We start from the raw sequence: 14375 nt of genomic DNA on the forward strand, positions 1-14375 counted from the left end.
AGGGCACCTCGGGAATCATCGTTCACGCTGGTATTTTCCAGCGTTCCCTCCGCGACCGGAACCCCCAGAGACTAGCGTGAGCCCCAGAACGGACAGGGAGTCCGATCATAGTGGGGGCGGGATTGCCAGACCAGTCGCACGAGACCATCCACACGGTCGTTCCCTCCCCGGAAATCGTACTTCTATCACAAAACGGGCATCAATCGCCCCATCTCTTGCCGATTTCGGCCACAACCGGCCTGGATTCTGACGGCCTCGAACCCGGGGACGCCGAACTCGTCCGACGCGCGTGCGCCGGTGACGCCCGCGCCTGGGAGCTCATCGTCGACAGGCACCTCCCGCTCGTGAACGCGATCGCGCGCTCCTACCGCCTCTCCGTTCCCGACCGGGAGGACGCGGTGCAGAACGTCTGGCTCACCCTGAACCAGTACCTGCCGAGACTGCGCGAGCCGGACCGCCTCCGCGCCTGGCTGCGCCGGGTCACCAACGACGCCTGTACCCGCCAGCGCCGCCACGCGCTGCGCCAGCGCCCCGTCGACCCGCACATGCTGGCCGATCTGGCTCCGGCGGACGGCCCGGATCCGGAGTCCGCGTATCTGGAACGCGAGCGGCACGAGGAGCTCCACCGGGCGATCCGCCGCCTCACCGACACCCGCGACAGGATCGCCGTCCTGCACTACCTGGACGAGACGCCCGCACCGGCCTGGGTCCACGGCGGCGGTCCGCGGGCCGCCGCCAACCACCGGCGCCGGATCATCCGCACCCTCCGCCGCGTCATGAAGGGCCCCGAGTGATGGACCGCACCGACTCCCCGAGGGACACCGACGGCAGAGCCGCCGCCCTGGCGGCCTTCGACCGCCGCGACGACGGCGCCGACCTGGCCGGCCTCACCGAGCATCCGCCCCTCCGGCCCAGCGCACCGCGCGCGGACCCCGAGCCGGTCACGGCGTCGCTGCGGTTCGACCACGACGACCTGGGACTCGCCGTCCAGGTCCTCGCGCCCGCGCGCGGCCCGCGCGGGTCGGTCGACCGCACCGTGCACGGCCAGCTCACCGGCCACGTGGACGAGGCCGACCTCCGGGTACGGCGGCCCGGCCGCTCGTTCGGCGTGCGGGTGGGAGCCGACGGGCGCTTCGCCGTCACGGGCCTGGACCGGGGCCCGCTCAGCCTGGAGGTGCGCCGTCCGGGCCGCGCCCCGGTGATCACGGACTGGTTCACGGTCTGACCCTGCGAGTCACAGATGCGGTTGCGCCCATCGGGTGTTCGGGTCCTCCCCGAACCCGGTCGCGCCCGCCCGGTTTTGCCGGTCTTCGCCCCGCTTCGTGCCCACGGATCGGACCCGAATCCGGGCTCAACGCTGCCGCCGCCCCGGGTCACTGCTGTTCACTGGGACCTGGCCGGTGGGCGCCACTCTCCGTAGTGGGTCGCCCACCAGGGCCCGCCGAGCACCGACCCACCCCCGAAAGGCGGCCGGACGTGCCATCCACCCCCCAGCCCGGCTCACCGGCGTCCCGTACCCGCGGGCGTTCCCTCCACCGCTCCGCGCGTCCCGCGCACGAACCCGGCTCGGGGCACGCGCTGCTGCGCCGGGTGGCCCACGGCGTCCAACTCGCCCAGCACGGCCGGTTCGAGGACACCGTCTTCCTGCTCACCGACGCGCGCGCCCGGCTCCGCGGCCACCCCATCACCGCGTCGGCCCCGGTCGTCCCCGGCGTGCTGGCCAACCTCGGCCTGGCACAGACGCTGTGCGGCCGCTACGGACCGGCCGACGACGACCTGCGCGAGGCGCGCGCCCTGGCCCAGGAACGGCGCCTGCCGCTCATGGACCTGGTCGTCCGACAGAACCAGGGCTGCCTGGCGCTGCATCGCGGCGACTCCGTGTCGGCCATCGGGACCTTCCTCGACCTGCGCCACCGCCTGCCCGCCAACCGGCGCGACGCCCTGCACGTCGACCTCGCCGAGGCCCTGCTGGCCGAGGGGCTGGTGGAGGAGGCGGCGACCGCCCTCCACGAGGGGGCCTGGAGCGACGACGGCGCCGCGGCGCCCGCGGCCCTGCTGGTCGAGGCGAAGCTGCGCCTGCTCGACGGATCGCCGACCCGGGCGGTCGAGCTCATCCGGTGCGTCCGGCGATCGAACGGCACGGGTTCGCTCTGGCACCGCCTCGCCGTTCGCCTGGAGCACATGGCCCACCGCGCGTGCCGGAACTCCCGACCGACCGGTCCCGCCGTCACGCCCGGCACCCCGGGAACCGTGGACGCCACCGGCACTCTCGCCACGCCCGGCGCCGTCGCCCACACCAGTGCCCCCGGCTCTCGGGTCACTCCCGACACACCCGAACGCTGCTCCCCCAGCCCCATCGGGCCGAGCCTGGCCGCCGGTGCCGGTGTGACCGGCGCACCCGAAGCCTTCGCTGTGGCCGGGGACGGTGGTGCGCCGGAGGCGATCGACGCCGCCAGGTCCGCGGGCCCCCTGGAGTGGGCCGAGGTCGCCCTGGCGCTGCGCGCTCCCCTGGTCGCGCCCGAGGCACCCGTCCGCGATGGCACGGCCCACCGCGCCCTGCGGGCCCTGGCCCGGGGCAGCGACACCGCTCCCGGGGCGTGGGCGGGCCCGGCCGCCGCGGACCCCCACGTCGTCCGGGCCGGTCTGGAGCGCGCGCTGCTGCACGGCGACGCGGCCGCCGCCCTGGAATGGGCGGACCTGGGCCGCACCTGGGCGGCGCCCCTGGTCCCGGGGCCGCACGCACCCCGTTCCGCGGCTCTGCTCGCCCTGACCGAGCGCTACCGCGCCGCGCTGGCGCGGGGGACCGATCCGCGTGTCGGCGCGCGCCGGTGGGAGTCGGAGCGCTGGCGTGCCCTGTACACCTCCGGTCCGGCCGCGCGTCCGGACCGCCCCGCGGCGCCGGTGGTCCCCGCGCTGGTGGAGCGCCTGGCGGACCGGGCGTTCGTCCACCTGGTGCGCGCGTCGGGTGACCTGGTCGCGATCGTCACGACGTCCACGGGAGTGCGGGCACGACCCCTGGGACCGTTCCGCCGCGCCGCGCGGGCCCTGGCCCGTTTCGCCCACGAGGCACCGCGCTCGCACGGGGCGCCCACGTCCGCGGGCGACACCGTCCACGCGCTGCTGGCACCGGTCCTGTCGCTGGTGGGAGACCGCGCCCTCGTCGTGGCCGCCGATCCGGCGCTGGGCGACCCGCCCTGGGGCATGCTGCCCGCCCTGTGCGGACGCACGTTGTCGCTGGTGCCCACCGCCCGCTTCTGGGCCGAGCGGACCGCCCCCGCCCCGACACCCCGCCGGGTGCTGCTCGTGGCCGGGACCGAGCCCGCCGGTGCCCGGACCGAGGTCGCCGAACTCGCGGGGCTGCATCCCTCGGCGCACGTGCTCACCGGCGCGCGCACCAGCCCCGAGGACGTGCTGGCGGGGTTCGGGCGCGCCGACCTCGTGCACCTGGCCGCACACGGCCGCGTCCCCGACGACGCGCCGCTCCTGGCGTCCGTGGAACTGCCGCAGGGCCCCCTGCTCGCCTGCGACCTGCGGGACGCCCCCGCCGCACCGGCCGTGGTCACCCTGTCGACCTGCTGGAGCGGACGCGGCTTCGCCACCGCGCCCGGTCTGCCGTCGGGGTTCGTGGGAGCGCTGCTGGCACGCGGCACGCGCACCGTGGTGGCCAGCCCCGTACCGGTCGAGGACGCCGCGACGGGCGCGGCCATGCGCGCCTTCCACCGGGCGCTGGTGGCGGGGACGCCGGTGCCCGAGGCGGTGGCCCTCCACCTCGGGCGGTCCGGCTTCTGCTGTTTCGGCGCCTGAACGCCGGGCCCGAGCGGCTACCAGCCCCGCTCGCGCCACTCGGCCAGGCTGGGGCGCTCGGCGCCGAGCGTGGTGTCCCGGCCGTGGCCGGGGTAGACCCAGGTGTCGTCGGGCAGGGGGCCGAACACGCGCTCCTCCACGTCCCCGAGCAGGGAGCGGAAGTCGGCGTCGGACCCAGTGCGGCCGACGCCGCCCGGGAAGAGGCTGTCGCCGGTGAACAGGTGGGTGCGTGCTCCGGGGTCGTCGTAGCGCAGCGCGATCGACCCGGGCGTGTGCCCCCGAAGGTGGATGACGGTGAGGGCGCAGTCCCCGACCGGAACGGTGTCCCCGTGGACCACCGGCTCGTCCACGGAGACCGGCAGCTCGTCACCGTCGTCGGGGTGGGCGACGGTGCGGGCGCCGGTCTGGCCGACGACCTCGGCGAGGGCCTGCCAGTGGTCCTGGTGGCGGTGCGTGGTGACGACCCTGGTCAGGCCGTTCTCCCCGATCAGCTCCAGAACGCGGTCGGCCTCGGCCGCCGCGTCGATGAGCACGGCCTCGCCCGTCGCTCTGCAGGTGAGGAGGTAGGCGTTGTTGTCCATCGGGCCGACGGCCAGCTTGGCGATCGTCAGGTGCGGTAGTTTTCGCAGGTCGGCGGGGCCGCCGACCCTCGTATCTCCGGAGTAGCTCACCAGACCATTGTGGCCCGACGGGAGGTGCGTGCGCACCCGGGGCACACAGGTCGGACGCCCGGGCCACCGGGCGTCCGACGACCGACCGTCCCGCGAGGCGCGGGGACGGACGCGGGATCGGCTCCTGGGGGCGGCTCCTGAGGGCGGCTACTGGGCCCAGCGCGGCGGGCGCTTCTCGAAGAACGACGCCCGCCCCTCGGCCGCGTCCTCCCCGCCGAAGAACTCCGCCGAGAGTTCACCCATCCGGGCGAACGCCTCCTTGCGCCGGTCCGGTGCGGCCAGCGCCCCGGCGCCCAGCTCGCCCAGCAGTTCCTTGGTCCGGGAGAGCGCGCGCGGCGCCGACCCCCGCAGGCCCTGGAGCACCGCGTCCACGGCGTGCGCCATCTCCCGGTCAGGGACGGCCTGCGTGACGAGCCCCGCCCTGGCCGCCGCGGAGGCGTCGAACAGTTCACCGGTGAGGAAGTACCGGCTCAACTGGCGCGAGTGCATCCGCGCGGACACCGGCACCGAGATGATCGCCGGGACGACGCCGATGCGCACCTCGGTGAAGGCGAACGTGGCGCTCTTGGGTGCCAGCGCGATGTCGGCGGCGGCCACCAGGCCGATCCCGCCCGCCCGTGCCGCGCCGTTGAGCACCGCGATCACCGGTTTGGGCGCGCCCATGATCTGCTCGAAGATCTCGGGCAGCTCGGGTGCCGGCTCGACGTCCCGGCCCTCCAGGGCGGCGCCGACCTCCTTCAGGTCCGCTCCGGCGCAGAACACCGGACCGGTACCGGTGAGGACGACGCCCCTCACCTCGTCGTCGGCCATCGCCTCGGACAGGGCCGCGGACAGCTCCGAGCGCAGTCGGGCCGACAGGGCGTTGCGGTTGCGCGGGGAGTCGAGCGTGACGGTGGCGATGGCTCGGTCGACGTCGAGACGGACCAGGGTCCGGTCGCCGGAGGGGGTCGGGGACGGGTGCTGCGTCATCGCAGGCTGCCTTTCTTGTGACGCGCTCGCGGGCTCGCGGGGGACCTGTGAGCGCGCGCGACGGGGTTCGCCGTCGTCGGCCCGCCCCGCCGACGAGCTCGTCGGCCGGCGGCGCCTCCCGCGGAACCCGTGCGCCCTCCGCAGACCCTCCGCGACCCGAGGGGCACGCGACGTGCCCGGCTTGTGGCCGGGTCCGCCTCGTTCGTGGCGGTGTACACAAAACCGCTTCAACCTTAGACGGACGGAGCGTCACGGCACCACGGGTGTACGGAGCCGGTTCGTTAAGACCGCGTGACGGTCGGACGACCCTGTGTAACACGAGCGGACACGAGGGGCCGAACCCCCGGGGCACGGGGGCGGCCGGGGCCGGGGAGGGCTCCTCCGGCCCCGGTGTCGGCCGGGTTCAGCGCCGGGTGGTCGCCGTGGACAACGAGTCGGCGAAGGCCAGCATCGCCGCCACGGCGTCGGCACCGTCGGCGGCCTCGCTCACGCGCAGGGTGAGCGGCTCGGCGGTGATGGATCCGGTGTAGCCGTGGTCGAGCTCGCAGGTCTCGTCCGCGCAGGCGGCCGGTTCGAGGTCGATGTTGGCGACCGCGCCCCAGTTGACCGACAGGTTGACGCTCAGCACCAGTTCGCTGGGCAGGCTCCCCGGCGTGTACTGGGCCGGGTTCGGCACGACCCTGGTCAGGGCCACGGACTGGATGTTGCCCAGCTGGATGCAGTCGGTGGTCGTGGAGGCGTGCGAGGCGCCGCCCGGTTCGGTGGGCGGATGCTCGTCGGTGTGGCACACCACCAGGCGCGTCGCGGTCAACACCATCACCGTGATGTGCCGGCGCATCTCCATGGCCGGGTCGAAGGTCGCCTCGTGGTGGACGATGAACGCCTCGGCGCTCTCGTCGCCCAGAGCCGTGGCGACGGCGTCGATCACCAGCGCGGGGTAGTAGCCGCTCCGTTCGATCTCCAGCCGCCAGTCGGTGGACACGGCGCGTGTTTTCCTCATACCCCTATCCTGCCTCCTTCCCGCGACACTTCGCGACCGGGATGTGAAACGGGTCGACCAGTTCCTGATCAGAACGTCACCCCGCGCAGTCGTCGCGGCCCGGCGTCGGGGCGGACCTCGGGCGCCTCGCGCAGCCACATGCGCGCCCCCAACACGTGCGCGCCCGTGGCGTTGACCAGAACCGGGTCCAGGTCCACGTAGCCGATCTCGGGGAAGGCCTCCACCAGGCGCGAGACCCGGATGAGCAGTTCCTCCAGCGCCTCGACGTTGGGCTGCTCGGCCAGGGAGGTGGCACCGGCGGGCAGCCCGAACAGCAGCGGCGCGGCCCGTACCGCGTGGATCAGGTCCGCGGCGTCCATGTCCGTCAGCGGAGCCAGGCGGAAGGCCCGGTCGTCCAGCAGTTCGGCGGTCACGTCGGCCAGGCCGAAGGAGACCACCGAGCCGAACGACTGGTTGTCGCCCGCGCGCACGACCGTGGGCACCCCGGGCGCGGCCATGCGCTGCACGACCAGCTCCGCCTCGGCTCCGAACCTGTCGTGCAGGGACAGGTAGGCACTGCGCACGTCCTCGGGGGTGCGCAGGTCGGCCCGCACGAACGTGCCGCCGGCCCGCACACGCAGGTCGGGGGCGTCGGCCTTGACGACCACGGGGTAGCCCAGCTCCCCGGCCGCGACCACGGCCTCGTCGGCCGAGGAGACCGGCAGGTCGGGGTAGGCGGCGATGCCGTAGCTGGCCAGCAGGTCCCGGGCGTCCTCGCTGGAGACCGCGGTCTCCTCGTCGTAGCGGCGCTCCCCGCCGAACCACGCGATGTCCTGTCCCGAACCCTGCGACTTGGCCAGCGCGCGGGAGATGCTGGACCGGGCACGCGCCCGGTCGATGTCGGGCAGCTCGGGGTGCCGGCCCGGCTTGCGGTTGCGCCACTGGGCGTACCGGGTGGCGTGGGCGAGCGCGCGCACGGCGTCCTCGGGCGCGGGGTAGGAGGGCACCGATCCGCGCAGCGTCTCACCGTTGGACCCGACCTGGCGCAGCACCTCGGGCAGTCCCTGGCGGGCCAGGTAGGTGGTGACGATGGGCTTGTCGGAGTCCTTGGCCCGGGCGCGCAGCACGCGGGCGACGTCGTCGCCGATCGGCTGGAGGGCCGGGACGAAGACCACCACCACCGAGTGCACGTCCTCGGCGGCCAGCATCGCCTCCAGCGCCCGGTCGAAGTCCTCGGCCGTGGCCTGGGGACCGAGGTTGACCGGCTCGTGCGGCTTGAGGCCCTGGCGGACGGCGGCGTCCTTGACCAGCAGCTCCAGGGAGTCGGAGTTGCCGATGACGCCCACCCGCGGGCCGTCGGGCAGCGGCTGGTAGGCGAACACCTGCGCGGCGTCGAACATCTGCGTGATGTCGTCCACCCGCACCACGCCCGCCTGCTGGAAGAGGGAGGTGACGGCGTAGTCGGGCAGCGCCAGCCCGCCCGCGGCGTGCCCGGTCGGGGTGGCCTGCGCCGACCCGCCGCTGCGCACCGCCACGACCGGCTTCTGCTTGGCCAGGCGCCGGGCCAGGCGGGTGAACTTGCGGGGGTTGCCCAGGGACTCCAGGTACTGCAGGACCACCTCGGTGGCCGGGTCCTCCTGCCAGTACTGGACGAGGTCGTTGCCGGACACGTCGGCGCGGTTGCCCGCGGAGACGAACGTGGACAGGCCCATGCCGCGCTCGGCGACGCGCTGGAGGATGGCCCGGCCCAGGGCGCCCGACTGGGAGAAGAAGCCGATGGGGCCGCGCGGGGGCAGGTCGGGCGACAGGGTCGCGTTCAGCGCCACCGCGGGGTCGCTGTTGGCGATCCCCAGGCAGTTGGGGCCGACCACGCGCATGCCGGCGGCGCGCGCGGTGCGCACCAGATCGTCCTGGCGGGCGCGGCCCTCGGGCCCGATCTCGCCGAACCCGGAGCTGACCACGACCAGGCCGTGCACGCCCTTCTCCGCGCACTGGTCCACGACCTCGGCGACCGCTTCGGCGCGCACGGCCACGACGGCCAGGTCGACCTCGTCGGGGATGTCCAGCACCGAGGGGTAGGCGCGCACGCCGACGACCGCCCTGGCCTCGGGGTGCACCGGGTAGACCGGTCCCTGGAACTCCCCCGTGAGCAGGTTGCGCAGGGCGGTCTGGCCGATGGTGTGCGCCGTGCGGCTCGCACCGATGACCGCGACCGACCGCGGGAAGAGCAGGCGCGCGATGGAGCGCGACTCCGCGCGCTGTTCGCGGGCGCGCATGACCTCGGTGGAGTCGTCGGTGGGCTGGATGTCCAGCGTGAGCCGGATGACGCCCTCGTCGAAGGTCTGCTGCGCGGTGTACCCGGCCTCGCGGAAGACGTTGATCATCCGCCGGTTCTCGGGCAGCACGTCGGCGATGAACCGCCGAATGCCGCGTTCGCGCGCGGCCGCGCCGATGTGCTCCAGGAGCACCGAGGCGAGCCCGCGGCCCTGGTGCCCGTCCTCGACGACGAAGGCGACCTCGGCCTCCTCCGGCGCGACCTTGTCGTAGCGGACCACGGCCACGAGCGAGTCGGAGATGGTGGCCACCAGCGCGACGCGGTCCTCGTAGTCGACCGAGGTGAACCGGGTGACGTCGCGGTCGGAGAGTTTGGGGTAGGGCGCGAAGAACCTGTAGTAGATCGTCTCCGGTGAGAGCCGTGAGTGGAACTCGCGGAGCAGGTCGGCGTCGTCGGGAGTGATGGGGCGCAGGTGCGCGGTGCCTCCGTCGGTCAGGACGACGTCGGCTTCCCAGTGGTTCGGGTAGGACTGCACGACTGCGAGACTAGACGACGATGGGCCCTCGAAGGGGAACCCCGGCTCCGCGGGGCGGGTACGCGCGAACCGATCGCGTCCCGCCGGAACGGCGTCCCACGTGTCCATGGCGCTGTCAGTTCGTTACACGCCGCTGACGCTTCACCTGTTAACGTCGTGCTGGCATGCAAGATCTCAACCCTCGGCGGTGGTTGGCGAAATGACTCGAGTGGTCGTCATCGGTGATCTGATGACCGATGCCGTCGCACGCGCGTTCCACCCTCTGGCCCGCGGCAGCGACACCCCCGCGTCGGTGACGATGTACGGCGGCGGGTCCGGCGCGAACATCGCGTCCTGGTTGGCGGTGGAGGGCATCGAGACCACGTTCGTGGGCCGCCGCGGCTCCGACATCACCGGGCGCACGCGCGAGATGGAACTCATGGGCTACGGCCTGGACTCGCGCATGGTGATGGATCCGGAGCGCCCCACGGGGACGTGCGTGGTGATGATCACCCACCGGGGCGACCGCACCATGCTGAGCGACCCCGGCGCGAACTCGCGCCTGCAGCCCGAGGACCTGCCGCGCGACGTGTTCGGTCCCGACGGGCACCTGCACGTGTCCGGCTACACGCTGATCAACGCCGACTCCCGGCGCGCCGCGCGGGTGGCGCTGCGGATGGCCCGCGAGAGCGGCATGTCCATCTCGGTGGACGGCGGCTCGCACGCCCCGCTGGAGCGCGCGGGCGCGGAGAACTTCCTGGACTGGACGCAGGGCGCCCGCCTGCTGTTCGCCAACGTCGACCAGGCCCGCGTGCTGACCGGCCGGGACGAGCCCGAGGCCGCCGCCAAGGTGCTCACCGCCTGGTTCCCCAACGTCGTGATCAAGCTCGGCGACCAGGGCGGGCTGTGGGCGTCCAAGACGCGTGAGGACTGCGTGACCGCTCCCGCCGAGCCGGTGGAGCCGCGTCCGGGGTCCGTGGGCGCCGGCGACGCGTTCATCGCGGGCTTCCTGCCCGCGTGGCTGGCCGGGCGCCATCCCAAAGAGGCGCTGGGCCGCGGACACCACCTCGCCGCCCGCGCCCTGCACCAGCCCGGCGCCCGCCCGGACCTGGGCGAGGGCCAGCCGGTGCGTCGCGGAGCCCCCAGAGGCCAGCGCATCCGCTAACCGCACCTTCGGCCGTCCCCTCGGCTGGGCGGCACGCACTCGACACGAGACCGGACTCCACGTGGTGGGGTCCGGTTTCGTGTGTCGCCCCTGGAGCGCGCACGACACTCACCAGATCGGTCGGCCTTCATCCCCCAATGGGTGCGGCCCGACCAACCCTCATCCCTCCAGAGTCACCGCGAACGCTGCCCCCGCCACCCCAACTCGAACCTGTGAATATCCGGCGGCGTCCCGCGACGGTGCGAACCCGCCGATCCGGGGTAACCCCACCATCAGGAACACCCCCGACCCCAGATCGAGAGCCCAATGAGCAGCGACTACGTGCAAGTATCGACCGCCACCGAGACCCACGACCAAGCCGTCGAACTCGCGAAAGGTGTGGTGGAGGCGAAGCTGGCGGCGGGTGCACAGGTCATCGGCCCCGTGGGATCAGTGTTCTGGCACCTGGGCGAGTTCGGTGTCGGCGAGGAATTCAAGCTGGTGTTCTACGCCCGCGCCGACCGGTACCCGGACATCGAAACCCACTTGATCGGCCACCACCCGTGGAAGAACCCTGAGGTGGTGGCAACACCGATCGTGCAGGGGTCACAGGACTACCTGCGGTGGGTCGGGTCCACCACCGCGCCCTGACTTGCACGGGCAAGCTCCAGGACGTCCGCGACCTCACACCCGACGCCGGACTACCTCTCCCCATCGCGCCCCGCAGCCAGTCCATTGGTTCCCCGGCCAGCACCGCATCCGCCAATGCCTGACCACTCTTCGTTTTAAGCCGTGCCCGCGGGTTGTCGATCCACCGCTGTGTCGACCCGTGCCCCTGTGCCTTGTACTCGACGCCCTGGAGAAGGCACTCCAGCTTGTCTGCATCCTTCGCGCATATCGCTTCAGGGGTCCGCGTGCTTCGTACTCCGCGACCGCGCCACGCACCATCTCCGCCAGCGCGGCAGGCATCCCCTCGGTTTGGTCCTCGGCGATAGCACACGGGTCCGCTGAACCGTCGATGTACTTCTTTCCGAGGTGGTTGACATCGCCGCTGCGGGTCTCCCCGGTGTCGTGCCATGTCGCGATCAGCGCGGTCCGAGCCGGATCGGCGCCCTCCATCGACGCGCTGACGGACGCGATCAGCGAGGTGCGCCAGGAGTGTTCGGCAACCTGCACCGCCAAACCCGATCCCGTGCGGCCCGGACGACTACTGCTCCCCAGGTACTCCTAGGTCCGGGTGTAGGCCCCGAACGTGACAGGACAAACGCAGATGACGGCCTTAGAGGAACTCATCACCCCACACACCGGACCAGTTCGCGCCATGAAGCCGGTGACGGACGGGTTCGGGGTGGCGACCACCGCTGTGGTCGAAGCCGAGCTGGGTCAGTTCTTCATCAAGGCCACTCCGAACGAGGCAGGCGGCAACCTGGACGCCGCGCACCGAGAGGCCGCCATCGGGCCGCACCTGGGGGATGCCGCCCCCCGGTTTCGGTTCCAGGTCGAAGACAAGGCGTGGTTCGTGATCGGGACGGACGCTCTGGACGCCCGCGCCACGGACTTCACCCCCGGCTCCGGGGACCTTCCCTCTGTTGTGGAGGCGGTCAACCGCATCACTGATCTCGGGCTACCCAAGGTCGCCGAAGAGTGGGAGGACACCAGGTGGGATCGGTTCGCCACTGACGAGGAGAAGCCACACCTGCGGGGCGACGCGTTCACTCACGCCGACCTCCATGGCCACAACGTCCTTGTCGACCTCACCGGCCGGAGCTGGGTGGTGGATTGGGAGTGGCCCACCCGCGCCTCTGCGGCGGTCATGCCGAGCAGCCTGGCTATTCAGCTGGTGTCGGCCGGGCACACCCCGGAGTCAGCCGAGTCATGGGTGTCCCAGACAAACCTGTGGGAGGTCGCCACAGAGGAGGAGCTGAGGGTGTTCGCTGTGGTGGATGTCCGGATGCACCAGTGGTTCGCCAAGCTCCGGCCTGAGGAGAAGTGGTTGGGGGCCATGTTGGACGCCGCGAGAGCGTGGCACGGGCACCTCAAGGAGTGAGTGGTGCCCTGTGCTGGGTCTGGACGGCGGGCTCGTTGGGGTACGTCTCGGCCCACCGACACGGTCTTTGGTCCCCTGAGTGGTGTCGCCCTTCCGGGGTAGCCTGGGCCCGCACGACACAGAGTCGACCCCTGCCACGTCGCCTGGCAGGGGCCGACTCGTTCGTGCTGCGGTTACTCCGTGGAGAGCATGCCCAGGAGGGCAGTCCACTCGCCGCCGGGGAACGTCAGGTACCCCAGCTCCCGGTTCTGGGTGTCACGAACCGCAGTGGCCGCGCCCTCGGCCACCTCGACACAGTCGCCGCCGTTGCCACCGCTGTAGCTGGACTTGTGCCAGCTCAATTCAGTCATTTCGCCAGGTCCTTCCCGATTTCACGGATGCGGTCGATGGACCCGCTACGCGAACGGCCCTTTCGATGTGGCCGACCATGCCACCACTGACTCGGATGAGTTTCCCCAGCTCGGGTTGAGATAACCCCAGTTCAGAGCGGTTTCGTCGCACCTCGTAACCGAAGGGAACCCATTGCTTATACACCTTCTGTGCCATACGACAAGTCAACTACAAGATCACAACAGGCGCTACCCGATTCTCCTTAAACCGACAGTTCATTTGTAGCTATAGGGATTCAGTTGCTGGTTCTGGATAGTAGTGATCCCTGGGCCTGCCCTGCCACTCAGGTCGCGGGACCCGAACACAAAAGACGCCCCGGTGCCGGTTGACGGCGGCTCCGAGGCGTAAGGCCACACCCCGACGCATCCGAGGTGAGACGTCATGAAGTGTAACGCTCCGCCCGCCGATCTACCTCGGCGAATGTGCGGAACCCCCACCAAAAGCGGCCTGGTGCTCGGCTCCGACCTCCGGCAGGTAGGCGCCGCCCGCCGGTGGGCAGCCGGCGCCACCCGCAGCGTCCCGTCGCTGTCGCGTCCGGTCGCCCTGGTCACCTCCGAGCTGGTGACGAACGCGCTGGTTCACTCCGCGTCTGGGCTTCCTGGCGGCACCGTGCGTGTCGAGCTGGAGCACAAGCCGCTGCACCTGGTCCTGTCCGTCACCGACAACGGGCCCCGACCCGACCAGCCGCTCACCTTCCCGACGATTCCCCGCCTCGACCCCACCCGCCCCGGTGGCAACGGGCTCCGCTTGGTCGAGGACGCCGCCCTGTACTGGGAGTGGGACGGGTGCGCCGGAGGTCCCACCACGGTGTTGGCGTTCTTCGAGCGGGCGACACTCCTCTGATCTGGTGCGGCGGGCACGCACCCTCCACCGTGCCCTGGGGGTTCGCCTGCCGCACCTGCCCGGCCCGCCGCCTCACCGGCGGGGTCCGGGCCACCACACCACAACTCCCGGAGGGAGAGCGGGGGGCGGCCCCGCCCCGGAGAACGGCCCGGTGGGCCCGCGCACACCTGGGGCCGGGCGAACTCTCCCCGGCTCGGCCCCACCACGACCACGGAGGAACACATGGCCACCGCAACGGCGCGCACGATCCTGCGCATCATGAAGGCCGCAGAACAGATCGGACTGGACCCGGTCGCGGAAACCACCAGCGACGGGTCGCCGTGGGCGGTGGACCTGCGAGTCGTGGACGGGGACACGGTGGCCGCTGCGATCCGTGTGTACCCGTACCTGGACACGTGGCGGTACGAGGTCCCCGCACGGGTCGGCACCGCCCAGCGTCAAGGGCTGAGCAGCCGCCACCTGGTGTCTCTCCCCTACCGGATCAACCGCACGGCCCTGCGCCAACTCGACCACTACTTCGCGAGCGTCACCGACCTGCGGCCTTCGGCCCCGAAGCCGCCGCGTGTGCGCGAGGACGTGCTGCCGTGGATGCGGGTCGGCTACTGGGAGGAGCGGCTGGCCCGCCGACGTGAGGCTTCCGCGCACTTGGAGGGTACGCAGGCCCCGGCTGTGCAGTTCGCGGCGACGCCGCGGCCGCGAACCGGTTGACTCCGGAGTACGGCGAGTAGGGCCCCGCGCG

At 72.3% G+C, this 14375-nt stretch carries 14 protein-coding genes; 8 read left to right on the forward strand and 6 right to left on the reverse strand.

The annotated features are described in order from the left end of the window. The first annotated feature begins 215 nt into the window (after positions 1–215). From ADL05_RS15720 to ADL05_RS15730, 3 genes are all read left to right on the forward strand, one after another. Positions 216–794, forward strand: coding sequence for an RNA polymerase sigma factor (locus ADL05_RS15720; RefSeq protein WP_082376448.1), 579 nt, complete (start codon positions 216–218; stop codon positions 792–794). Continuing rightward, positions 794–1225 carry a hypothetical protein gene (locus ADL05_RS15725; RefSeq protein ID WP_053617722.1) on the forward strand — a complete coding sequence of 144 codons (432 nt, stop codon included), beginning with the start codon at positions 794–796 and terminating at the stop codon, positions 1223–1225. The genes ADL05_RS15720 and ADL05_RS15725 overlap by 1 nt, the downstream gene beginning before the upstream one ends. A gap of 251 nt (positions 1226–1476) precedes the next feature. Then, on the forward strand, positions 1477–3804 hold the full coding sequence (locus ADL05_RS15730) for a CHAT domain-containing protein (RefSeq protein WP_231640766.1): 2328 nt from the start codon (positions 1477–1479) through the stop codon (positions 3802–3804). 17 nt (positions 3805–3821) lie between these two features. Here ADL05_RS15730 and ADL05_RS15735 read toward each other — a convergent pair whose 3' ends face one another. The 4 genes from ADL05_RS15735 to ADL05_RS15750 form a co-directional block, all read right to left on the reverse strand. Next, positions 3822–4475 carry an MBL fold metallo-hydrolase gene (locus ADL05_RS15735; protein WP_053617723.1) on the reverse strand — a complete coding sequence of 218 codons (654 nt, stop codon included), beginning with the start codon at positions 4473–4475 and terminating at the stop codon, positions 3822–3824. Between the two features lie 147 nt (positions 4476–4622). Next, positions 4623–5444 carry an enoyl-CoA hydratase-related protein gene (locus ADL05_RS15740; protein ID WP_053617724.1) on the reverse strand — a complete coding sequence of 274 codons (822 nt, stop codon included), beginning with the start codon at positions 5442–5444 and terminating at the stop codon, positions 4623–4625. Between the two features lie 403 nt (positions 5445–5847). Beyond that, a complete protein-coding gene (locus ADL05_RS15745; RefSeq protein WP_082376449.1) occupies positions 5848–6426 on the reverse strand; it encodes a DUF5998 family protein in 579 nt (192 codons plus the stop codon). Positions 6427–6512: 86 nt separating this feature from the next. After that, positions 6513–9233 carry a bifunctional GNAT family N-acetyltransferase/acetate--CoA ligase family protein gene (locus ADL05_RS15750; RefSeq protein WP_053617726.1) on the reverse strand — a complete coding sequence of 907 codons (2721 nt, stop codon included), beginning with the start codon at positions 9231–9233 and terminating at the stop codon, positions 6513–6515. A gap of 208 nt (positions 9234–9441) precedes the next feature. Here ADL05_RS15750 and ADL05_RS15755 point away from each other — a divergent pair, with 208 nt between their 5' ends. Further along, a complete protein-coding gene (locus tag ADL05_RS15755; RefSeq protein ID WP_053617727.1) occupies positions 9442–10377 on the forward strand; it encodes a carbohydrate kinase family protein in 936 nt (311 codons plus the stop codon). A 306-nt stretch (positions 10378–10683) separates the two neighbouring features. Beyond that, a complete protein-coding gene (gene cutA / locus ADL05_RS15760) occupies positions 10684–11007 on the forward strand; it encodes a divalent-cation tolerance protein CutA (RefSeq protein ID WP_053617728.1) in 324 nt (107 codons plus the stop codon). 33 nt (positions 11008–11040) lie between these two features. Here cutA and ADL05_RS32450 read toward each other — a convergent pair whose 3' ends face one another. Next, entirely contained in the window at positions 11041–11475 is a 435-nt protein-coding gene (locus ADL05_RS32450; RefSeq protein ID WP_369800947.1) for a hypothetical protein, read from the reverse strand. Positions 11476–11626: 151 nt separating this feature from the next. Between ADL05_RS32450 and ADL05_RS15765 the strand changes: the two genes are divergently transcribed. Then, positions 11627–12403 carry a protein kinase gene (locus ADL05_RS15765; protein ID WP_053617729.1) on the forward strand — a complete coding sequence of 259 codons (777 nt, stop codon included), beginning with the start codon at positions 11627–11629 and terminating at the stop codon, positions 12401–12403. 173 nt (positions 12404–12576) lie between these two features. Here ADL05_RS15765 and ADL05_RS29760 read toward each other — a convergent pair whose 3' ends face one another. Then, a complete protein-coding gene (locus ADL05_RS29760) occupies positions 12577–12753 on the reverse strand; it encodes a DUF397 domain-containing protein (RefSeq protein ID WP_082376451.1) in 177 nt (58 codons plus the stop codon). Positions 12754–13213: 460 nt separating this feature from the next. Here ADL05_RS29760 and ADL05_RS15770 point away from each other — a divergent pair, with 460 nt between their 5' ends. Together ADL05_RS15770 and ADL05_RS15775 are read left to right on the forward strand one after the other, a co-directional pair. Further along, on the forward strand, positions 13214–13636 hold the full coding sequence (locus tag ADL05_RS15770; protein ID WP_231640767.1) for an ATP-binding protein: 423 nt from the start codon (positions 13214–13216) through the stop codon (positions 13634–13636). Positions 13637–13858: 222 nt separating this feature from the next. Continuing rightward, positions 13859–14344 carry a hypothetical protein gene (locus ADL05_RS15775; RefSeq protein WP_053617731.1) on the forward strand — a complete coding sequence of 162 codons (486 nt, stop codon included), beginning with the start codon at positions 13859–13861 and terminating at the stop codon, positions 14342–14344. Positions 14345–14375 lie beyond the last annotated feature (31 nt).

It is taken from the genome of Nocardiopsis sp. NRRL B-16309, assembly GCF_001279585.1.
Lineage (GTDB): Bacteria > Actinomycetota > Actinomycetes > Streptosporangiales > Streptosporangiaceae > Nocardiopsis.

Bases quoted from the DNA above. Each gene is read 5' to 3' on its own strand.
- ADL05_RS15725 (WP_053617722.1), top strand. From the start codon at position 794: ATGGACCGCACCGACTCCCCGAGGGACACCGACGGCAGAGCCGCCGCC.
- ADL05_RS15740 (WP_053617724.1), bottom strand. From the start codon at position 5,444: ATGACGCAGCACCCGTCCCCGACCCCCTCCGGCGACCGGACCCTGGTC.
- cutA (WP_053617728.1), top strand. From the start codon at position 10,684: ATGAGCAGCGACTACGTGCAAGTATCGACCGCCACCGAGACCCACGAC.
- ADL05_RS32450 (WP_369800947.1), bottom strand. From the start codon at position 11,475: ATGGAGGGCGCCGATCCGGCTCGGACCGCGCTGATCGCGACATGGCAC.
- ADL05_RS15765 (WP_053617729.1), top strand. From the start codon at position 11,627: ATGACGGCCTTAGAGGAACTCATCACCCCACACACCGGACCAGTTCGC.
- ADL05_RS29760 (WP_082376451.1), bottom strand. From the start codon at position 12,753: ATGACTGAATTGAGCTGGCACAAGTCCAGCTACAGCGGTGGCAACGGC.
- ADL05_RS15770 (WP_231640767.1), top strand. From the start codon at position 13,214: ATGTGCGGAACCCCCACCAAAAGCGGCCTGGTGCTCGGCTCCGACCTC.
- ADL05_RS15775 (WP_053617731.1), top strand. From the start codon at position 13,859: ATGGCCACCGCAACGGCGCGCACGATCCTGCGCATCATGAAGGCCGCA.